This window comes from Rathayibacter sp. VKM Ac-2835, assembly GCF_013266705.1.
Lineage (GTDB): Bacteria > Actinomycetota > Actinomycetes > Actinomycetales > Microbacteriaceae > Rathayibacter.
The window spans coordinates 851,296-870,972 of record NZ_JABSNQ010000002.1 but is presented as its reverse complement, the minus strand read 5'-3'; the positions used below and the strand labels follow the sequence as shown (position 1 = coordinate 870,972).

Here is a 19,677-nt window from a genome sequence, read left to right as displayed (position 1 = left end):
CGATTCCCTCCGAGGCCGCCGGGCGACGACCGCCTCCAGGGTAGGGCGACCCTCCGACACCGTTGCGTGCGAGGCTGGGCGGGTGACCAGGGCGCGCTTCGAGATCATCCCGTCGGACGGCATCGGCGAGGAGGCGAAGCGGGCGTTCCCCGATCCGGCAGCGGTGACGCTGACCGTCACGAGCCTGCCGAAGCACGGGACGGAGCGGACGATCGACGCCGCGGTGGAGCTGGCCGGCCGCGGCTTCCGGGTCGTGCCGCACCTCGCGGCGCGGAACGTGGACGGGCGCGACGCCCTGGAGCGCGCGCTCGGGCGGATGCGGGACGCGGGGATCGACGAGGCGTTCGTCGTCTCGGGCGACGCGAAGAGCGCCTCCGGCAGCTACTCGACCTCGCTCGAGCTGATCCGCGACGCCCGCGAGCTGCGGCCGGAGCTCGCCGTCGACATCGCCGGCTACCCCGAGGGGCACCCGCACCTCTCGGACGAGAGCATCGCGAAGCACCTGCGCGAGCGGGCGCCCTACCTCCGCGGGATCGTCACGCAGATGTGCTTCGACGTGGACGCGGTCGTCCGCTACGCCGACGGGCTGCGTGACTCGGGGATCGACGCGGAGCTGTGGGCCGGAGTCCCGGGGCCGGTCGAGCGGGCGAAGCTGCTCTCGCTGGGCGCGCGGATCGGCGTCGGATCGTCGCTCGGCTTCCTGAAGCGCAGCTCGTCGGTGGCGGGCGGGCTGCTGCGCGGCCGCCGCTTCGACCCGTCCGCGTTCGTCGCGCGCCTCGAGGCCGCCGCGGGCGACCGCCTCGCCGGCCTGCACGTCTACACCTTCAACGAGCTCACCGGCCTGCGCGCGTTCTGACCCCCTCCGCGAGATGCCACTTGTGAGCGGCTTTCGCGGCGTGTCGCGCTCATAAGTGGCATCTCGCGGCGGGGATCAGTGCGTGCGGCGGATCCAGATCGGCGGGTGGGGGAGCTCGGACTCGGTGCGGAGGCGGCCGGCGAGGGGGGCCCAGACGATCAGGGCGACGGCCAGGCCGAGCAGGAGGCCGCCGATGGTGTCGCTGAGCCAGTGCGCGCCGAGGTAGGTGCGGCTGGCCATCATCGCGACGGAGTAGAGGAAGCCGGCGATCCAGACCCAGAGCAGCGGGAAGACCAGGGCGAGCACCATCGCCGTGGTCGAGGCGTTCGCGGTGTGGCCGGAGGGGAAGGAGCCGTAGTCGCTGGTGACCAGCATGTCCTCGGGGCGGGCGCGGCCGACCAGCTCCTTCACGAGCTGGGTGGCGCCGACGCTGACGAGGGCCGCGACCGCGTAGTAGAGCGCGGCCCAGCGCCGGCGGAAGACGAGCAGCACGATGATGATGGCGACCGGGATGATCGCCGTGCCGACGATGCCGGCGCCGACGGTGTTCATGATCAGGGCGGGGACGTCCCAGACGCTCGAGCGGTGCTCGACGACCTCGTCCATCCACTCGACGTCGAACGAGAACGCCGACGTGGGGCGGAAGGCGATGATCACGGCGAGGACGATCGTGACGGCCAGCGCGATCGAGGCGGAGATCAGCGGCCAGCGGCGCGAGACGTGCCGGGCGGCCTCCGTGGTGAGGACCTTCGAGACGACGTCGTCCGAGGGGGCGCGCCGGTGGAGGCGCTCGCGCTGCACGGCGTCGGGCTGGGCGACGCCGGGCTCGGTCTTCAGGGGGTCGTGGCGAGGATCCATCCGGACATGATGCCGTCGTCGGCCGTTCACGCGCTGGGGGTTGCGGGCGGGTCGCGCGGGTCGGGCACCTCCGGCCCTCGGGTCAGTCCTGCAGGGCCGGGACCGTGCGGGGGCGGACGACGAGCCAGAGCGCCAGGATCGACACGGCGGCGGTCGCCATCATGACGCCGGCCATCGGCACGGCCGACTCGGCACCGAAGACGCCGGAGATCGGCGAGAGGATGCCGGCGGTGCCGAAGTTCACGGCGCCCAGCAGCGACGCCGCGGTCCCCGCCTCGCGGCCGTGGTTGACCAGGCCGAGCACCTGCACGCAGGGGAAGCTGAAGCCGCAGGAGGCGATGAAGAACCAGAGCGGGACGAGGGTGCCCCAGATGCCGAAGCCCAGCACGTCGAACAGCGCGATCAGCCCCGCGGTGACGAAGAGCGAGACGGTGGTGACGGCGAGGATCCACTGCGGACCGACCCCGCGGCGGCTGAGGAACGAGGACGCCTGCACGCCCGAGACCACGCCGAGCGAGTTGACCGCGAAGAGCAGGCCGTACTGCTGCGCGTCCAGGCCGTAGAGCCCCTGGAAGAGGAACGACGAGCTGGAGAGGTAGGTGAACAGACCGCCGAAGGTCATGCCGCCGATGATCGCGACGCCGACGAAGACCCGGTCGCTGAGGACGGCGCGGTAGCGCTGCACCAGCGAGCGGGAGTCGCGGTCGGCCCGCGCGACCCGGGGGCGGGTCTCGACGATCAGCAGCGCGACGGCCAGCATCACCAGCAGGCCGTAGGCGGCGAGGAAGACGAAGATGCCGCGCCAGTCCATCACCAGCAGCAGCTGCGAGCCGATCACCGGGGCGAGCACGGGCGCCAGCCCGGAGACCAATGCGAGCCGCGACAGCATCTTCACCAGCGGACGCCCGCCGAAGAGGTCGCGGACCATCGCCATCGCGACGACACCGCCCGCGGCGGCGCCGGCTCCCATCAGGAAGCGGAAGACGCCGAGCGAGACGATCTCGGGCGCGAACGCCGCGCCCACGCAGGCGAGGACGTGCAGCGAGGTCGCGAGCAGGATCGGCAGCCGCCGGCCGACCACGTCGCTCCACGGGCCGACGACCAGCTGCCCGAGCGCGAAGCCGAGCGTCGTGCCGGTGAGGGTCAGCTGCACCGCCGCCTCCGACACGTTCAGCTCGCCCTGCAGCGCGGGGAAGGCGGGGAGGTAGAGGTCGATCGTGAACGGGCCGAGCGCGGTGAGCGCGCCGAGGACGATCACGTAGACGAGGCGCTGACGGTTGGTCAGGGCGTCGCCGGCGTGCCGGTGCACGGGGATCGAGCCGGTGGGGGTCGGGGCGAGAGAGGTCACGGAGCCTTCCTGCGGAGCGCAGAGCGGAGAAGGGAGAGGGGCGTCGCGGAAGGGCACAGCCTCTACCGCCAAGCGACGGGAGGCCGGATTCATTCCTCGACTATCGAATCAATTCGACCGGTGTCGCGCAAGAGCGGAAGCCGACCTCGGGAGCCGGAGTGCGCCTGCGGGATGCCCGGAGCGACGCTCAGGCGGCGGGCCGCGCCCCGCCGACCGGGTGCAGCTCGGCGGTGAGGGGGTCGGCGAGCAGCCGCTCGAAGGCGAGCTCGGCCGCGCCGAGCATCAGCAGGTCGGCGCCGAGCTCGGTGCGGGCGATGCGCACGGAGTCGAGCGCCACCCGGAACGGCCCGCCGCGGCCCAGCCGCTCCTCGAGGAAGCCCGGTGCGACGCCGACGAGCGCGCCGAGGAACCCGCCGAGCACCACCAGCTGCGGGTTGAAGATGTTGACGACGTTCCGCAGCGCCACGGCGAGGTGCCCGAGCTGCCGCTCCACCTCGGCCCGCACCGCGGGGTCCCCGGAGGCGGCGAGCGCCTCCTCCAGCCGCTCGCTGACGTCGGCGCTCTCGTCGAGTCCGAGCACCCGCAGCAGCTCCGCCCGGCCGACCTCGGTCTCGAGGCAGCCGACCGCGCCGCAGTGGCAGTCGACGCCGGCGCTGTTGACGAGCGTGTGGCCGATCTCGCCCGCGTAGCCGTCGATGCCGTGCAACGGGGTGCCGCCGACGATCACGCCGGCGCCGACGCCGCTCGCGCCGCCGTTGAGGTAGACGAGGTGCGAGACCTCGCGTCCGGCGCCGAGGACGCTCTCGGCGAGTGCGCCGAGGTTGGCGTCGTTGGCGGAGAGCACCGGCAGACCGGTCGCCTCGGCGAGCATCCGCGAGAACGGCTCGTCGGTCCAGCCGAGGTGCGGGCCGATCCGGACGAGGCCGTCGGCGTCGCGGACGAGACCGGGGACGGCGACGCCGATGCCGACGGTGCGGGCGTCCGCCGGCAGCTCGGCGACCAGCTCGGCGATGGCGCCGGCCGCGAGCGCCGCCGCGGCCTCGGCGCTCGGCACGGCGGCGGTGCGGCGGATGCGGCGGCGCACCTCGGCGTCCAGGCCGACGACCGCGACCGTGACGGCGTCGATCTCGGGGTTCACCGCGATCGCGACGACGCGGGGATCCGCCTCGACGATCGGGCTCGGCCGGCCCACCTGGTTGAGGGTCTCGGGCTGCAGCTCGCGCACGACACCCAGCTCGACCAGCTCGCCGACGAGGGCGGCGATGGTGGAGCGGTTGAGGCCGGTGAGGCGGGTCAGCTGCGAGCGGGAGCGCGGACCGACGCGGTGCACGAGCCGGAGGATCGCGGACAGATTGTGCCGGCGGACCCGGTCGAGGTTGTTGCCGCGCGTCGCGTTCTCGGCCATTCCGCGGTCTCCTCTGCTCTCCGGGGCCAGCCTATCCGCGGGTGGACGTCCGGTCCGCCGCACGACATCAGCTGAGAAGGGCGACGAACCCCCATGGGCGATGAGTCGTCTTCTCCGCTGATGTCGTGCGCGGACCTCGCCGGTCAGGACCCCGCGCGGGTCCAGGTCCAGCTGCCGGCGGGCGCGTCGACGCTCACGTCGCCGCCCGAGCGGGTCACCGTGAACACCGTCTCCGCACCGGAGTCGTGCGCCGGCACCCGGACGACCGTCTCGCCGTCAGCCCCCGGGAACACCCGCAGCTCGAGACCGTCGACGTAGTCGTACTCGGCGACGTCGCTGCGCGCGCCGACCGGGATGACCGCGCCCTCGCGGACGTAGAGCGGCAGCGAGTCGAAGCCGTGCACCTCGCGGCGCCACTCCCCCGCCGAGTCGGTGCTCTCGCCCGTCCACCAGTTCGTCCAGCGCCCGCGCGGCAGGTAGAACTCGACCGAGCCGTCGGGGGTGAACACCGGCGCGACCAGCAGGTCGTGGCCGAGCATGTACTGCGTGTCGAGGTGCGCCGCGCTGCGGTCGTCCTCGAACTCGAGCGTCATCGGCCGCATCACCGGGGTGCCGGTGCGCGCCGCCTCCGCCCCCGCCGCGTAGAGGTACGGCATCAGGGAGAGCTTCAGCCGGGTGAACAGCCGCGTGACGTCGACCGCCTCCTCGTCGAACGCCCACGGCACCCGCACCGACGACGAGCCGTGCAGCCGCGAGTGCGAGGAGAGCAGACCGAAGGCGAGCCAGCGCTTGAAGACGCCCGGGTCGGGCGTGCCCTCGAAGCCGCCGATGTCGTGCGCCCAGAAGCCGAAGCCGCCGAGCGCGAGCGAGAGCCCGCCGCGCAGGGTCTCGGCCATCGAGACGTAGGAGGAGGTGTTGTCGCCGCCCCAGTGCGCCGGCAGCGCCTGCCCGCCGACGGTGGCGCTGCGGGCGAAGAGCGCCGCGCGGCCCGCGCCGAGCTCCTCCTCGAGTACCTCGAACACCGCCCGGTTGTAGAGCTGCGTGTACCAGTTGTGCATGCCCTCGGGGTCGGAGCCGTCGAACCACGCGACGCCCTCTGAGGGGATGCGCTCGCCGAAGTCGGTCTTGAAGGAGTCGACGCCCTGGCGGACGAGGACCCGCAGCTTGTCCTGGAACCAGCGGGTCGCCTCCGGGTTGGTGAAGTCGATCAGCGCCATGCCGGCGACCCACAGGTCCCACTGCCAGACGTCGCCCGCGGTGGTGCGCAGCAGGTAGCCCTTCTCGCGGCCCTCCTCGAACAGCGCCGAGGCCTGCGCGATGTAGGGGTTGATCCAGACGCAGGTGTGCAGGCCGCGCTCGTGCAGGCGGGCGAGGATCCCCTCCGGGTCCGGGAAGGTGCGCGGGTCCCACTCGAGGTCGGTCCACTGGAACTCGCGCATCCAGAAGCAGTCGAAGTGGAAGGCCGACAGCGGCAGCTCGCGCTCGGCGAAGCCGTCGATGAAGGAGTTCACCGTCTCCTCGTCGTAGCTGGTGGTGAAGCTCGTGGTGAGCCAGAGGCCGTAGCTCCAGGCGGGGACGATCGCGGGGCGGCCGGCCAGCCCGGTGTAGCGCCGGAGCACGTCCTTCTTGGTCGGGCCCTGGATCACCAGGTACTCCAGCGCCTCGCCGCCGACGGAGAACTGCACGCGCTCGACGGTCTCCGAGCCGATCTCGAAGGAGACCAGGCCGGGGTCGTTGACGAGGACGCCGTAGCCGTGGCTGGAGAGGTAGAAGGGGACGTTCTTGTAGGCCTGCTCGGAGGAGGTGCCGCCGTCGGCGTTCCAGACGTCGACGGTCTGGCCGTTCTTGACGAACGGGCCGAAGCGCTCGCCGAGGCCGTAGACGAGCTCGCCGACGCCGAGGTCGAGCTGCTCGTGCAGGTAGGCCTTCCCGTCGGGACCGGTGAGGTAGCCCTCGGCCTTGTGCCCGGAGCCGGTGAGGCGGGTGCCGGTCGCGGTGTCCCAGAACTCGAGCGACCAGGGCGCGCCCTGCGCGACGCGGACCTCGAGGTCGCCGGTGCGCAGCACGCCGCCGGTCTCGGTGAGGCTCGCCTCGCCCACCGCGTCGTCGACCAGGTCGAAGCCGCGGCGGGTCACGGTGCCGCGCCAGTGCTCGATCCGGACCTTCGCGACGCCCTCGGCCGGGGAGGACACGGTGACGGTGAGCGTCGGGCGGTTCAGCACGTCGCCGCGGCCCTGGATCACCTTGGTCGGCGCGATCACCTCGAGGGAGGTGCCGTGGGAGCGGATGTCGTACGCCTCCTGCGCGAAGAGGGGCGTGAATCCGGCCCTCGTCTGCCAGAACCCGTCGGTGAACTTCATGGGGTGGTGCCTTTCTGATGGGAGGCCGATGCCGGGAGCGAGGTCGAAGCGCTTCGATTCCCGCTCGGGCACGCCGGGGGGATCAGCGGCGCGGGCCCCGGTGGAGGAGGCCCGCGCCGTCGTGCGGAGCTCTTACTTGACCGCGCCGGCGGTGATGCCGCGGGTCAGGGTGCGCTGGAAGATCAGGAAGAAGATCAGCGTCGGCAGCAGACCCAGCAGAGCGCTCGCGCTGGTCGTCGTGACGTCCATGATCTTGTCGCCCTGGAGGCTGGAGATCGCGATCGGGACGGTCTGGGTCGCGTCGCTCACCAGGAACACCAGCGGGATGAGGAACTCGTTCCAGGTCCAGATGAAGAAGAAGATCATCAGCACCGAGAGCGTCGGCCGCGAGATCGGCACGATCACCCGGGTGAGCACCTGCCACTTCGAAGCGCCGTCGAGCGCCGCGGCCTCGAGGATCTCCTTCGGGAAGGTGCCGTAGACGCTGGAGAGCAGATAGGTGCCGAACGCCGACTGGATCACGGTGAAGATGATGATCACCGAGAGCTGGCTGTCGTAGATCCCGACCGCCTTGAACATGTAGTACAGCGGGTAGAGCAGGGCCTCCTGCGGCAGCATGTTCGCCAGCAGGAACAGGATGATGATCCAGCTGCGGCCCTTCACCCGGCCGATGCCGATCGCATAGGCGTTGAGCACCGAGAGGGCGACCGCGAGGATCGCGACCGAGCCGGAGATCAGGATCGAGTTGCCGAGCTTCTCCGGGAAGTTCACCCGCTCCCAGAAGGTCGAGAGGCCGTCGAAGGAGAGACCGGTCGGGAAGGCGAGCGGACCGCCGACCGAGTACTCGGCCGGGGTCTTGAACGAGTTGAGCAGGATCAGCAGCACCGGGCTGATGATGACGAGTCCGATCACGACGGCCACGACCAGGATCGCCCAGTCGCCGAGGGTGCGCTTGGTCGCGCCCTTCGAGGCCTTGGGCGCCTTCTTCGGGGTGGTCAGATCGGTGTCGTCCGTGCCGGCCTGGGTGAACGGCAGGGCTTCGATGGCCGACATCAGCGGGCTCCTTCGCTGCGCTCGACGCGCTCCTGGGCGCGGATGAAGAGGACGGCCAGGATCACGATGACGATCGTCAGCGCGGTCGCGATGGTGGCGCCGTAGCCCACCTGCTGCTTCTGGAAGAACTCGGTGTAGGAGTAGTAGCTCGGCACGATGGTCGAGTCGCCCGGGCCGCCGCGGGTCAGCGCGTAGATCGGGCCGAAGACCTTCAGCGCGGCGATGGTGCAGGTGAGGGTGACCACGAAGACCTCGGGGCGGATGATCGAGATCGTGATCCAGCGGAAGCGCTGGAACCAGTTCGCGCCGTCGAGCTCGGCGGCCTCGTAGAGCTCGGGGTCCACGCGCTGCAGCGCGGCCATGAAGATGACGACAGGGTAGCCGAGCTGGACCCAGATCATCACGACCATGATCGAGAGCATCGCGGTGTCGGGCTTGCCGAGCCAGTCGTGCGCGAGCGAGCCGAGGCCGACCGCCTCGAGGATCGAGTTGAGCGCGCCGTTGTCCGGGCGGAGGATCCAGCCGATCACGATGGCGGCGATGACCGTCGGCAGGATCTGCGGGAGGTAGTAGGTCGCGCGGAGGAAGGAGGCGATCCGGCCGCCGAACTTCTTGCCGACCAGGTCGAAGAGGATCGCGGCGAGGAGGAGGCCGAGGATCGTCGGGACGATCACCATCGCGATGATCATGTAGACGGAGTTCAGGAACGACGTCCAGAACTGGTCGTCGCCCATCAGCTCGATCCAGTTGTCGAGGCCGATGAAGATCGGCGGCTTGATGCCGCGCCACGAGGTGAAGCTGATGTAGACGTTCCAGATCAGCGGGATCAGCACGATGAACACGAAGAGCACGAAGCCCGGGATCAGGTAGAGCCAGTATCCGCCGGAGCGCTTCTCGCGGGGCGGCTTCTCCGCCGTGGGAGGCGGCGGGGCGCTCTCCGCGCGACGCGGAACGGTCGTCGTCATGGGTACTCCTAGAACGTGGGGGCTGTATGAGGGGGCCGCGAGATGCCACTTGTGCACGGCTTTGACGGCGTGTCGCGTGCACAAGTGGCATCTCGCGGAAGGGGGCGACCTTGCAGTTACTTGATGTCGGCGACGCCGTCGTCGTACTTGGACTGGAGCTCGGTGAGCATGCCGCTGGGGTCGGTCGAGCCGTTGATGAGCTCCTGCGAGGCGGCGACGAGGTCGTCGTAGAAGGTGGCGGTGGGCCAGTCGGGGTAGAAGGAGAGCTGGTCCTCGTCGACGACCGTCTTCCACTGCGACAGCAGCGCCTTGCTCTTCTCATCCGTGATGGCGGTCTCGTCGACGACCAGCGGGATGCCGCCGTTGTTGCCGATGAGGTTCTGGATCTCGGGGCGCATCGTGATGTCGATCCACTTGTAGGCGAGGTCCTTGTTCTTCGCCGTCTCGGGGATGACCCAGTGGTTGCCCGCGGAGCCCATCGTGAACTCGGCGCCCGGGAAGAGGAACGTGTCCCACTCGAAGCCGGTGATCTCGGTCTTGAAGCGACCGAACCACCACGAGCCCGAGAAGAAGATCGGGTACTCGCCGGAGATGAACGCGGTGCCCGCGTCCTCGGCCTTGAGCCCGGAGGCGTCGGCGGAGAAATAGCCCTTGTCGACGTAGGTCTGCAGCTGATCGGCCGCGTAGCTCCAGGCCGCGTCCTCGAAGTCGACCTCGCCGGTGTAGGTCTGGTAGTCGGTGATCCACTGGCGGTCGGCCTTCAGCAGCGCGAGCTGGTAGAAGAGCTGCTGCAGCGGGTACTCCGCGCCGGCCTCGGCGAGCGGGGTGATCCCCTTGGCGACGAAGGCGTCGAGAACGGCGGTGAACTCGTCGTAGGTGGTCGGGACCTCGAGGCCGTTGGCCGCGAAGACGTCCTTGTTGTAGTAGACGAAGGTGAACTCGCCGTAGTTGGGGATGCCGTACCAGGAGCCGGAGCCCATGATGCCCTGCTCGTCGTACTTCGCGGTGGTCTGCAGCGCACCCGGGATCAGCTTGTCCCAGCCGTAGAACTCGACGGCCTCGTCGAGGTTGGTGAGCAGGCCCTGGCTCGAGAGCAGACCGCTGGTCGCGTTGCCCTTGTTGTACTCGACGACGTCGGGCGCGGAGTTGGAGTTGAAGATCTGGCTGGCACCGGTGCGCAGCTGCTCGAAGGCCTTGAACTCGTAGGCGATCTCGGCGCCGGTCTCCTTGGTGAAGATGTCGCGGGCGGCGAGCCAGGCGATGCCGCGGTCGCTGTCGGGGGTCTCGAAGTCCCACATGGTCAGGGTGCGGCCGGCACCGTCGACGTCGGTGGCGAGGGCGTCGGAGCCGGCGTCGGAGCCGCCTCCGGAGCAGGCGGCGAGCGCGAACATCGCGCCGATGCCGACACCGCCGGCGATCAGGCCGCGGCGGCTCAGCGAGCCGACGGTGGCGGCGGAGGGGCGGTGGAAGGCGGTGCGGGGACGAAGCGACATAGCGGGAGTTCTCCTTCAAACGGTGCCGCGGGGCTGTGGACGAGGGGCTGTGAGTGGTCGGTCGTGCGAGTCGAAGAGCGCTCTCTGGGCACGTGACGGGTGTCGAAGCGTTTCGACGATCGGCGCGGAGAGGCGGAGGCGAAGAGGACGGGGACAGGTCAGGGAGCGGTCGGCGCCGGAGCGCCGGCCGGGGCGAGCGCGACGGAGCCGCGGTCGACGTAGTGGGGCGGGAGGAGGTCGACGCCGGTGCTGCGACCGGAGTCGATCTGCTGGAGGGTCCGGGCGACGGCCGCACGGCACATCGCGTCGAACGGGAGGGGGATGCTGCTGACCGGCACGGGGAGCGCCGCGCCGTCGTAGCTCGCGCAGGCCGCGAGGACCGACAGGTCGCCGGGGATCGAGAGGCCGCGCTCGACGAGGCGCTCGATCGCCGCCTCCGCCACCGGCTCGTTGCAGTGCAGCACGAGGGCGGACACGCCAGCGGTGAGCAGCGCGTCGACCGCCGCCGACGCGCTCGCGCGGCCGATGTGCGGGCGCTCGACGCTGAGGGCGAGGCCGAGGGCCGCGCACTCCGCCTCGAACGCGTCGTCGAAGCGGCGGACGAAACCGGCGTTGCGGTCGGTGTACGACTGCGGGTGCTCGATCAGGCCGATCGAGCGGTGACCCTGCTCGGCGAGCAGACGCACGCTGCGGCGGGCCGCCTCGGCGAAGTCGAGGTCGACGCAGGCGAGCTCGTGCGCGTCGGCCGGGACGCCGATGAAGGTCGCCGGGACGCCGGCCGCGCGGATGAGGGCCGCGCGGTCGTCCTCGTCGTCGACGCCCATCAGCACGACGCCGTCGACGAGGGAGGAGGAGGAGACGCGGGCGATGCCGCTGGAGGCCTCGTCCGTGACGAGGAGGAGGACGTCGTAGTCGGACTCGCGGGCCCGCTCGAGCACCTCGGTGACGAAGCGCATGTGAGTGGGCAGGTGGAGCTCGCCGCGCATCGGCGCCGACAGGGCGAGGATGTGGGTCCGCGCTCCGGCGAGCATGCGGGCTCCGGCGTGCGGCCGGTAGCCCAGCTGCCGGACGGCCTCGTCGACCCGCTGGCGGGTGGAGGCGGCGATCGATCGCTTGCCGGAGAGGGCGTAGGAGACGGTGCTGATCGAGACTCCGGCCACGCGGGCGACGTCGTGGATGCTCGCCATCGTTCCTCCTGCCGGACCTCGTCGTCGGTGCCCGGCCGCTCCGCCCTGCTCGGGAGAGCAGTGCTTCGAAACGCTTCGACCGGGTTGCTGCTGAGCACTGTACGCACAGTCGAAACGCTTCCGCAAGGAATTCGTCGGGCCACGCCACATATCGACGCGAGACGTCGCGTCGATCGAGGAGCACCACCGCGCGACACGTCGCGACGACCGTTGCGCCGCACGCCCCCGATCGATATGTTGGGCGCAACAACAATTCGGCGACGTCGCCGGAAAGGATTCGGATCAATGTCCCTGACCCCCACCCGCGCCGACAAGTTCTCGTTCGGCCTCTGGACCATCGGCTACAACGGGACGGACCCGTTCGGCGGCCCGACCCGGAAGCCCCTCGACACCGTGCACGCGGTCGAGAAGCTGAGCGAGCTCGGCGCCTACGGCCTCACCTTCCACGACGACGACCTCTTCGCGTTCGGCTCGACGGACGCCGAGCGCCAGACCGAGATCGACCGCCTCAAGGGCGCGCTCGAGTCGACCGGCCTCGTCGTGCCGATGGTGACCACCAACCTCTTCAGCGCCCCCGTCTTCAAGGACGGCGGCTTCACCTCGAACGACCGCGACGTGCGCCGCTTCGCGCTGCGCAAGGTCCTCCGCAACATCGACCTCGCCGCCGAGCTCGGCGCGCAGACCTTCGTGATGTGGGGCGGCCGCGAGGGCGCCGAGTACGACTCCGCGAAGGACATCCGCGCGGCCCTCGAGCGCTACCGCGAGGCCGTCAACCTGCTCGGCGACTACGTCACCGACAAGGGCTACGACATCCGCTTCGCGATCGAGCCCAAGCCCAACGAGCCCCGCGGCGACATCCTGCTGCCGACGCTCGGCCACGCGATCGCATTCATCGACTCGCTCGAGCGCCCCGAGCTCGTCGGCGTGAACCCCGAGGTCGGCCACGAGCAGATGGCGGGCCTGAACTTCACGGCCGGCATCGCCCAGGCGCTCTACCACGGCAAGCTCTTCCACATCGACCTCAACGGCCAGCGCGGCATCAAGTACGACCAGGACCTCGTCTTCGGTCACGGCGACCTGCACAACGCGTTCTCGCTCGTCGACCTGCTGGAGAACGGCGGCCCCGGCGGCGTCCCGGCCTACGACGGCCCGCGCCACTTCGACTACAAGCCCTCGCGCACCGAGGACGAGACCGGCGTCTGGGACTCGGCCGCGGCCAACATGCGCACCTACCTCCTGCTCAAGGAGCGGGCCGCGGCCTTCCGCGCCGACCCCGAGGTCCAGGAGGCGCTCGCGGCGTCGAAGGTCGGCGAGCTGTCGACCCCGACGCTGAACGAGGGCGAGTCGTACGACGACCTGCTCGCGGACACCGCCTCCTACGAGTCGTTCGACACCGACGCGTACCTCGGCGGCAAGGGCTTCGGCTTCGTCCGCCTGCAGCAGCTCGCCACCGAGCACCTGCTCGGCGCGCGCAGCTGACCCACCAGGGCCGCTCCCCTCGCAGGGCGCCCTGAGACGGACGGGATCCCGTGCCTCGGCACAGGGTCTCGTCCGTTCTCGCATGCTCGGGCGGAGGCCCAGCCCCTCCCCCGCGGAGGCCGCGCCTCCGTCCCCACCCCGCGCAGGCGACGCCTCCGCACCCCGACTTCAGCGGAGGCTGCGCCTCCGCACCGCCACAACGAACGGAGACGGCGATGACGCTCGTCGCAGGGATCGACTCGTCCACCCAGAGCTGCAAGGTGGTCGTCCGCGACCTCGACACCGGAGCCGTGGTCCGCACCGGCCGCGCCTCGCACCCGGACGGGACCGAGGTCGACCCGGCCGCCTGGTGGGAGGCGCTGCAGATCGCGCTCGCGGACGCGGGCGGACTCGACGACGTCGCCGCGATCTCGGTCGGCGGCCAGCAGCACGGCATGGTCGTGCTCGACGCGGACGGGCGGGTCGTCCGGCCCGCGCTGCTCTGGAACGACACCCGCAGCGCCGGCGCGGCCCGCGAGCTGATCGAGGAGCTCGGCGCCGAGGCCTGGGCGCAGCGCACCGGCAGCGTGCCGGTCGCCTCCTTCACCGCCACCAAGCTGCGCTGGCTGCGCGACGCCGAGCCGGAGAACGCGGCACGCGTCGCCGCCGTGGCGCTCCCGCACGACTGGCTGACCTGGCGCCTGCTCGGCTACGGGCCCGACTCCGCACGCGGGCCGCAGCTGGACGCGCTGACGACCGACCGCTCCGACGCCTCCGGCACCTCGTACTGGGGCGCCGACGGCTACGACCTCGACCTGCTCGAGCGCGCGCTCGGGCACCGGGCGCTCCTCCCCCGCGTGCTCGGCCCGTCGGAGCAGGCGGGCACGACCGAGAGCGGTCTCGTCGTCGGACCCGGCGCGGGCGACAACGCGGGTGCGGCGCTCGGCCTCGGCGCGGGTCCCGGCGACGTCGTGGTGAGCATCGGCACGAGCGGGACCGTCTTCGCGGTGACGGACGACCCGGTGCGCGACGCCTCCGGGACGGTCGCGGGGTTCGCGGACGCGAGCGGGCGCTTCCTGCCGCTGGTCGCGACGCTGAACGCGGCGCGAGTGCTGGCCTCGACGGCCGGGCTGCTCGGGAGCGACTTCGACGCCTTCTCGGTGCTCGCGCTCGAGGCCGAGCCGGGCTCCGGCGGCCTCGTGCTCGTGCCGTACTTCGAGGGCGAGCGGACGCCGAACCTGCCCGACGCGACGGCGAGCCTGCACGGGATGACGATCGCGTCGACCACGCGGCCGAACCTGGCGCGCGCGGCGATCGAGGGCATGCTCTGCGGCCTCGCCGACGGCCTGGACGCCGTGCGGGCGCAGGGCGTCGAGGCGCGGCGCATCCTGCTGATCGGCGGGGCGGCGCAGAACAGCGCCGTGCAGCTGGCCGCCTCGCAGGTCTTCGACGTGCCGGTGGTCGTGCCGACGCCGGGCGAGTACGTCGCCGACGGCGCCGCCGTGCAGGCCGCCTGGGCGCTGACCGGCGCGCGCCCGACCTGGGAGGTCACCTCCCTCGCCGAGCCGGCGCCGGACCACCGCCCGGTCATCCGCGAGCAGTACGCGGCGGCCCGCGCCTGACCCGGCTGCAGAGGGCGGGTCTCGATACGCGCTGCGCGCTACTCGACCAGCATGGGGAGAGAGCTGTCGCCCATCGGGCGTCCTCCGTTCCATGCTGATCGAGGAGCGCGCGCAGCGGGCGTATCGAGATCCGGCGATCAGCTCGTCAGGCCGTCGACGTACTCCCGGTTCTCCGCCAGCCACGACTCGAGGGCCGCGTCCTGGTCGTCCGCGCCCTCGTTGAACAGCGCGTTCTCGAGCGAGTACAGCGTGTCCGAATCCATCCGGAAGTCGCGCAGCCAGCTGCTCAGCGTCGGGAAGTCGCTGTCGAAGGACGCGGAGCCGAACGCGTGGATCCCCTCGGCCTCGCCGAGCAGTCCCTTCGGGTCCTCGAGATCCTTCACCGGAAACGCGTCGTAGGCCCAGTGCGGCCGCCACAGCGTCACCGCGATGTTCTCGCCGGCCGCCGTCGCACTGGACAGCTCCTGCAGCATCGCCGGCGTGGACGAGGTGAGGTACTCCATCCCCTCGAGGCCGTAGCCGGGGATGACCGCGTCGGTCGTGACCCCGTTGAGCCCCGAGCCGGGCTCGATGCCGACCAGGCGGTTCCCGACGACCTCGGGGTTCGCCGCGAGCTCCTCGAGCGTGTCGATCGGCGCGTCCTCGTTCACCGCGATGGTGAGCTTCGCGTCGTCGTTCCAGGCGCCGAGGTCGACGATGCGGTCGCCGTACTCGTCGAGGTAGTCGCCGTGGGTGATCGGCAGCCAGGTGTCCAGCGCCAGGTCGTAGTCGCCGCTGGCGAGGCCCGAGAAGCCGGGCGCCACGTCGATGCTCTGCAGCGTCACGTCGTAGCCCTCCTCCTCGAGCACCGCGCCCCAGAGCCGCGACGCGGCGATGCCCTCGTCCCAGCCCTGGAAGACCGCGAGGGTGACGTCGGTGCGGTCGCCGTTGTCGACGGACGCGGTGGTCGCCGGGCCGGCGACCGCGGAGGCGCCGAGCGACGCGACGACGCCGACCGACACCGCGGCGATCGCCGTGCGCGTCGCGACAACGGCCTTGCGGCTGCTCGCCCGGGCGACACGGGCCGGCGACGGCGCACCGAGGGCGCTCGTCATCCGGTCGAGGATGATCGCCAGGATCACCACCGCGATGCCGGCCTCGAAGCCGAGCGCCACGTCGATCCGGCCGATGCTGGCCACGACGTCGCCGCCGAGACCGCCGGCGCCGACCATGCCCGCGATGACGACCATCGAGAGCGACAGCATGATGACCTGATTGAGGCCGGCCAGGATCGACGGCAGCGCGAGCGGCAGCTGGATCTGCCGGAGGATGCGCCACTTCGATGAGCCGAACGACTCGCCCGCCTCGACCAGCTCGGAGTCCACGCCGCGGATGCCCAGCTCGGTCAGCCGCACGCCCGGTGCCATCGCGAAGACGATCGTCGCGACGATGCCCGGCACGACGCCGACGCGGAAGAGGATCAGCGCCGGGATCAGGTACACGAACGCCGGCATGGTCTGCATGAAGTCGAGGACCGGGCGCAGAATCGCCGAGGCGGTCCGGTTGCGGGCCGCGAGGATCCCGAGCGGCACGCTCAGCGCGATCGCGACGGCGGAGGCGACGAGCACCAGGGCGAGCGAGTCCATCGCGTTGCCCCACTGGTCGACGCTCGCGATCAGCAGGAGTCCGACCGCGGAGCCGAGTCCGAAGACCCAGCCGCGCGCCGCGTAGGCGAGCACCGCGATCAGGGCGATGACGACCCAGAACGGCGGGGTCGCCAGCACGAAGTCGACGCCGGTGTAGGCGGCGCCGAAGACGGTGCGGAGGAGGTCGAAGACGGGCTGGAAGGTCTGCGTCAGCACGTCGACGACGGTCTCGGCGGCGGCGCCGAGCGGGAGGCGGAGGTCCGGGTTCATCGCACGCCCCCCTCGGTCGCGAGCACGGCGTCGTCGACGGGGCCGCCGGTCGCGTGCAGGGTCGCGGTGACCAGCTCGGTCGGGAGCGTGGCCGGCGGCTCGACGAGCGGCAGCTCGCCGGTGGCGGTGCCGACGTTGCCGAGCGCGGCGAGGAGCGTCACGCGCGGGATCGCCCCGAGGAGCCGCCCCGCCTCGTCGACGACGGCCACCGGCAGCGCCGACTCGACGGCGGGCTCGATGATCTCGCTGAGCGCGGTGTCGGGGCCGACGCTGACGACCGCCTCGGTGACGACGAGCGAGAGGTCGGTGATGCTCGCGCGCACCTGCTCGATCACGTCGCGGTCGCGGACGGTGCCGAGGAGGCGGCGGCCGGCACCCACGACGAAGGCCGCCGCGGTCTGCTGGTCGCGCATGGTGCGCAGCGCCGCGCGCGGGCCGGCGGCGAGCGTCACGACGGAGCGCGCCGGCTCCATCACGGCCGAGGCGGTGAGGACGCGGGCGCGGTCCACGTCCTGCACGAACTGGGCGACGTAGTCGTTCGCCGGGTCGGTGAGGATCTCCTCCGGCGTGCCGATCTGGACGATGCGGCCGTCGCGCATGACCGCGATCCGATCGCCGAGGAGCATGGCCTCGTTGAGGTCGTGGGTGATGAAGACGATGGTCTTGCCGAGCTCGTGCTGCAGCTCGATCAGCTGCTCCTGCATCTCGCGGCGGATCAGCGGATCGAGCGCCGAGAACGCCTCGTCCATCAGCACGATGTCGGTGTCGGCGGCGAGCGCCCGGGCGAGTCCGACCCGCTGGCGCATGCCGCCGGAGAGCTCGTCGGGCAGTTTCTCGTGCCAGCCGGCGAGTCCCGCCCGCTCGACCGCGAGCAGTGCCCGCTCGCGGCGCTCCGCGGCGGGGACGCCCTGGATCTCGAGCGGGTAGGCCACGTTGTCGAGCACGGTGCGGTGCGGGAGCAGCGCGAAGTGCTGGAAGACCATCGAGATCGACGAGCGGCGGACGCGGCGCAGCTCCTTCTCGGAGACGCCGGTGATCGAGGCGCCGTCGATCAGCACCTCGCCCGCGGTCGGCTCCTGAAGGCCGTTGAGCATGCGGATGAGCGTCGACTTCCCGGAGCCGGACAGCCCCATCACGACGAAGATCTCGCCGCGGCGCACCTCGAAGGAGGAGTCGATCACGGCCGCGGTGCCCTGGCCGGCGAGGTCGGCGCGGTCGGCGCCCTCGCGCAGCCGCCGCACGACCTCCTCGGGCCGGCGGCCGAAGACCTTGAAGAGGTTCCTCGCCTCGAGGGCCGGGCCCTCCCGCTCGAGGGTCGCGGTCGCGGCTCCGTTCCCGGGCTCGCTGATGTCCTGGTGGTTCTGCTGCACGTGCACTCCGTCGGCGCGCAGGGACGCATCCCTGCACTCTCATCTCGTGGTGCCGGGTCGGGTGCGGGGGACGACCGTCTCTCCAGCCTCCGCGAGCGACCCGCCGCGCGTGAGCGGCGAGGCGTGGAGGCGATTCCGGTTCGTCCGGGAGGCGGCCACGGGGCCGCCTCGCGCACCCGTTGACCGTACGCTCGCGGCACGTCGGGGAGGACGCCGCACGAGCGCGGACCGATTCATCGGGGTCTCGAGGACCGCCGTCCACGGTAGCCGCGGGTGCCCGTTCGGACAAACGGAGGGCGCCGCCTCCGGGGGGTCTGCAACGATGCAGAGCCGGGCTATCGAGTGCGTCTGAGCCGGTCAGCGCGTCTTTCCACACCGTTGCCCGATCGTTACCCGCGGATGCCCGCTTGCGCCCGGATGATCGAGCGGTCCGCGCAACCGGCACCCCTGCCGCTCGAGACTCCTGCTGATCGAGCAGCCCGCGCCGCGGGCGTATCGAGATCCACCCACCTGCAGACGGCGGGTCTCGAGACGCCGGCCTGCGCCCGGCTGCTCGACCAGCGGGGAGTTTCAGTCCGTCGTCTCGCCCGCCGGCCCGGACGGCGCTGCGACGCCGACGCCGCCGATGGGCTCGCCCTCCCAGGAGACGAGCGACCACTCCGAGCCGGAGCCCTCGAGGATCACGACGCCGGTGTTGTCGAGCAGGTGGTCGGCGATGAAGTGCGCGTCGAGGTCGAGCGAGCGCAGCCCCGCCCAGCAGCGGATCGCGGCGCCGTGGCTGACCAGCGCGACGACGTCGTGGCCGGTCGCCTCCGCCTCCGCGACCACCGCGTCGTAGCGGGCGGCGAACTCGTCGCCGGTCTCGCCGCCGGCCAGCTGCAGCGAGGTCTCCCCGCCGGCCCAGCGGAAGACCGTGCCCATGTACTCCTCCACCGCGGCCTCGTCGCCGCGCATCTCCAGGCCGGCCGCCGCGATCTCGCGGATCCCGGCGCGCTCGACGGGCTCGAGCCCGAGCGCGGCGGCGAGCGGCGCGGCCGTCTCATGCGTGCGCCGCATCGTCGAGACGAAGAGCGCGCCGATCGGCTCGTCGGCGAGCGTCGCCGGAAGCGCCGCCGCCTGGCTGCGGCCGAGGTCGGTGAGCCCGGGGCCGGGGATGCGGGTGTCGAGGATGCCGTCGACGTTGGAGGGGGTCTGGCCGTGGCGGATCAGGAGGAGGCGCATCCGTCCACGCTACCGGCGGCCGCCGACAGGGCTGCTGAGCACCGGGCGGTCGCGGGCATTGCCGGAACCGCAGGCGACTGCGACGATGAGCCGCGGCGGACCACGGCGGCCCGCGCGAAGGAGACTCCCATGGCTGACGGCTTCACGAAAGAGGAGCGCGCCGCGATGAAGCAGCGCGCCGCCGAGCTGCGCGAGGAGGCGAAGCGGCAGAAGAGCGCCGACAAGACCGCCGCCGAGAAGGCCGATGCGGAGGCGGCGATCGCGGCGATGACGGACGTCGAGCGGCCGATCGCGCAGATGCTGCACGACGTCGTCGCCGCCGAGGCGCCCGAGCTGCTGCCGAAGACCTGGTACGGCTTCCCCGCCTACGCCCGCGCCGACGGCAAGGCGATCGTCTTCTTCCAGCCGGGCGCGAAGTTCGGCACCCGCTACTCGACGCTCGGCTTCCAGGACGGCGCGCAGCTCGACGACGGCAGCATCTGGCCGACCGCCTACGCGCTCACCGCAGCCGACGACGCGACCCGCGCGACCGTCGCCGCGCTGGTGCGTCGCGCGGCCGGCGTCGCCTGAGCAGGCACTGCTGGCG

15 protein-coding genes are annotated in these 19,677 nt (G+C 71.7%); 4 read left to right on the top strand and 11 right to left on the bottom strand.

Features of this window, described 5'->3' with window-relative positions; translation table 11 throughout:
• Window positions 1–82: 82 nt before the first annotated feature.
• Window positions 83–856, top strand: coding sequence for a methylenetetrahydrofolate reductase (locus tag HRK28_RS11850; protein WP_173251661.1), 774 nt, complete (start codon window positions 83–85; stop codon window positions 854–856).
• A gap of 75 nt (window positions 857–931) precedes the next feature.
• On the opposite strand, the gene HRK28_RS11845 is transcribed toward HRK28_RS11850, so the two are convergent.
• From HRK28_RS11845 to HRK28_RS11810, 8 genes are all read right to left on the bottom strand, one after another.
• Complete coding sequence (locus tag HRK28_RS11845; protein ID WP_173251659.1) at window positions 932–1,714, bottom strand: phosphatase PAP2 family protein; 783 nt, start codon at window positions 1,712–1,714, stop codon at window positions 932–934.
• A gap of 82 nt (window positions 1,715–1,796) precedes the next feature.
• Window positions 1,797–3,155, bottom strand: coding sequence for a multidrug effflux MFS transporter (locus HRK28_RS11840; RefSeq protein WP_160090537.1), 1,359 nt, complete (start codon window positions 3,153–3,155; stop codon window positions 1,797–1,799).
• Window positions 3,156–3,249: 94 nt separating this feature from the next.
• Window positions 3,250–4,467 carry an ROK family protein gene (locus tag HRK28_RS11835; RefSeq protein WP_160090538.1) on the bottom strand — a complete coding sequence of 406 codons (1,218 nt, stop codon included), beginning with the start codon at window positions 4,465–4,467 and terminating at the stop codon, window positions 3,250–3,252.
• 143 nt (window positions 4,468–4,610) lie between these two features.
• Window positions 4,611–6,827, bottom strand: coding sequence for an alpha-xylosidase (yicI, locus tag HRK28_RS11830; protein ID WP_173251657.1), 2,217 nt, complete (start codon window positions 6,825–6,827; stop codon window positions 4,611–4,613).
• Between the two features lie 132 nt (window positions 6,828–6,959).
• Window positions 6,960–7,880, bottom strand: coding sequence for a carbohydrate ABC transporter permease (locus HRK28_RS11825; RefSeq protein WP_123447719.1), 921 nt, complete (start codon window positions 7,878–7,880; stop codon window positions 6,960–6,962).
• Window positions 7,880–8,845 carry a carbohydrate ABC transporter permease gene (locus HRK28_RS11820; RefSeq protein ID WP_160090540.1) on the bottom strand — a complete coding sequence of 322 codons (966 nt, stop codon included), beginning with the start codon at window positions 8,843–8,845 and terminating at the stop codon, window positions 7,880–7,882. Before HRK28_RS11820 ends, HRK28_RS11825 begins: the two co-directional genes overlap by 1 nt.
• 116 nt (window positions 8,846–8,961) lie before the next feature.
• On the bottom strand, window positions 8,962–10,338 hold the full coding sequence (locus tag HRK28_RS11815; protein ID WP_254304739.1) for an ABC transporter substrate-binding protein: 1,377 nt from the start codon (window positions 10,336–10,338) through the stop codon (window positions 8,962–8,964).
• 158 nt (window positions 10,339–10,496) lie between these two features.
• Entirely contained in the window at window positions 10,497–11,525 is a 1,029-nt protein-coding gene (locus HRK28_RS11810) for a LacI family DNA-binding transcriptional regulator (RefSeq protein WP_173251655.1), read from the bottom strand.
• A gap of 285 nt (window positions 11,526–11,810) precedes the next feature.
• On the opposite strand from HRK28_RS11810, the gene xylA reads away from it, so the two are divergent.
• Both xylA and xylB read left to right on the top strand, forming a co-directional pair.
• A complete protein-coding gene (gene xylA, locus HRK28_RS11805; protein ID WP_173251653.1) occupies window positions 11,811–13,004 on the top strand; it encodes a xylose isomerase in 1,194 nt (397 codons plus the stop codon).
• Between the two features lie 215 nt (window positions 13,005–13,219).
• Entirely contained in the window at window positions 13,220–14,605 is a 1,386-nt protein-coding gene (xylB, locus tag HRK28_RS11800; protein WP_173251652.1) for a xylulokinase, read from the top strand.
• 137 nt (window positions 14,606–14,742) lie between these two features.
• Here the strand turns inward: xylB and HRK28_RS20845 are convergent, their stop codons facing one another.
• The 3 genes from HRK28_RS20845 to HRK28_RS11785 form a co-directional block, all read right to left on the bottom strand.
• Window positions 14,743–16,500 carry an ABC transporter permease/substrate binding protein gene (locus HRK28_RS20845; RefSeq protein ID WP_160090544.1) on the bottom strand — a complete coding sequence of 586 codons (1,758 nt, stop codon included), beginning with the start codon at window positions 16,498–16,500 and terminating at the stop codon, window positions 14,743–14,745.
• On the bottom strand, window positions 16,497–17,849 hold the full coding sequence (locus HRK28_RS11790; RefSeq protein ID WP_367948428.1) for a glycine betaine/L-proline ABC transporter ATP-binding protein: 1,353 nt from the start codon (window positions 17,847–17,849) through the stop codon (window positions 16,497–16,499). Before HRK28_RS11790 ends, HRK28_RS20845 begins: the two co-directional genes overlap by 4 nt.
• Window positions 17,850–18,440: 591 nt before the next feature.
• Window positions 18,441–19,091, bottom strand: coding sequence for a histidine phosphatase family protein (locus HRK28_RS11785; RefSeq protein WP_173251650.1), 651 nt, complete (start codon window positions 19,089–19,091; stop codon window positions 18,441–18,443).
• A 129-nt stretch (window positions 19,092–19,220) separates the two neighbouring features.
• On the opposite strand from HRK28_RS11785, the gene HRK28_RS11780 reads away from it, so the two are divergent.
• Window positions 19,221–19,661 (top strand): hypothetical protein, encoded by a 441-nt coding sequence (locus HRK28_RS11780; RefSeq protein ID WP_173251648.1) that lies wholly within the window; start codon window positions 19,221–19,223, stop codon window positions 19,659–19,661.
• The last annotated feature ends 16 nt before the right edge of the window (window positions 19,662–19,677 follow it).

What these genes read in the sequence shown, in the direction of transcription:
- HRK28_RS11815 (WP_254304739.1), bottom strand. Translation starts at nt 10,338, where the DNA reads ATGTCGCTTCGTCCCCGCACCGCCTTCCACCGCCCCTCCGCCGCCACC.
- yicI (WP_173251657.1), bottom strand. Translation starts at nt 6,827, where the DNA reads ATGAAGTTCACCGACGGGTTCTGGCAGACGAGGGCCGGATTCACGCCC.
- HRK28_RS11835 (WP_160090538.1), bottom strand. Translation starts at nt 4,467, where the DNA reads ATGGCCGAGAACGCGACGCGCGGCAACAACCTCGACCGGGTCCGCCGG.
- HRK28_RS11845 (WP_173251659.1), bottom strand. Translation starts at nt 1,714, where the DNA reads ATGGATCCTCGCCACGACCCCCTGAAGACCGAGCCCGGCGTCGCCCAG.
- xylB (WP_173251652.1), top strand. Translation starts at nt 13,220, where the DNA reads ATGACGCTCGTCGCAGGGATCGACTCGTCCACCCAGAGCTGCAAGGTG.
- HRK28_RS11825 (WP_123447719.1), bottom strand. Translation starts at nt 7,880, where the DNA reads ATGTCGGCCATCGAAGCCCTGCCGTTCACCCAGGCCGGCACGGACGAC.
- HRK28_RS11785 (WP_173251650.1), bottom strand. Translation starts at nt 19,091, where the DNA reads ATGCGCCTCCTCCTGATCCGCCACGGCCAGACCCCCTCCAACGTCGAC.
- HRK28_RS11780 (WP_173251648.1), top strand. Translation starts at nt 19,221, where the DNA reads ATGGCTGACGGCTTCACGAAAGAGGAGCGCGCCGCGATGAAGCAGCGC.
- HRK28_RS11810 (WP_173251655.1), bottom strand. Translation starts at nt 11,525, where the DNA reads ATGGCGAGCATCCACGACGTCGCCCGCGTGGCCGGAGTCTCGATCAGC.
- HRK28_RS11820 (WP_160090540.1), bottom strand. Translation starts at nt 8,845, where the DNA reads ATGACGACGACCGTTCCGCGTCGCGCGGAGAGCGCCCCGCCGCCTCCC.
- HRK28_RS11840 (WP_160090537.1), bottom strand. Translation starts at nt 3,155, where the DNA reads ATGAATCCGGCCTCCCGTCGCTTGGCGGTAGAGGCTGTGCCCTTCCGC.
- HRK28_RS20845 (WP_160090544.1), bottom strand. Translation starts at nt 16,500, where the DNA reads ATGAACCCGGACCTCCGCCTCCCGCTCGGCGCCGCCGCCGAGACCGTC.
- xylA (WP_173251653.1), top strand. Translation starts at nt 11,811, where the DNA reads ATGTCCCTGACCCCCACCCGCGCCGACAAGTTCTCGTTCGGCCTCTGG.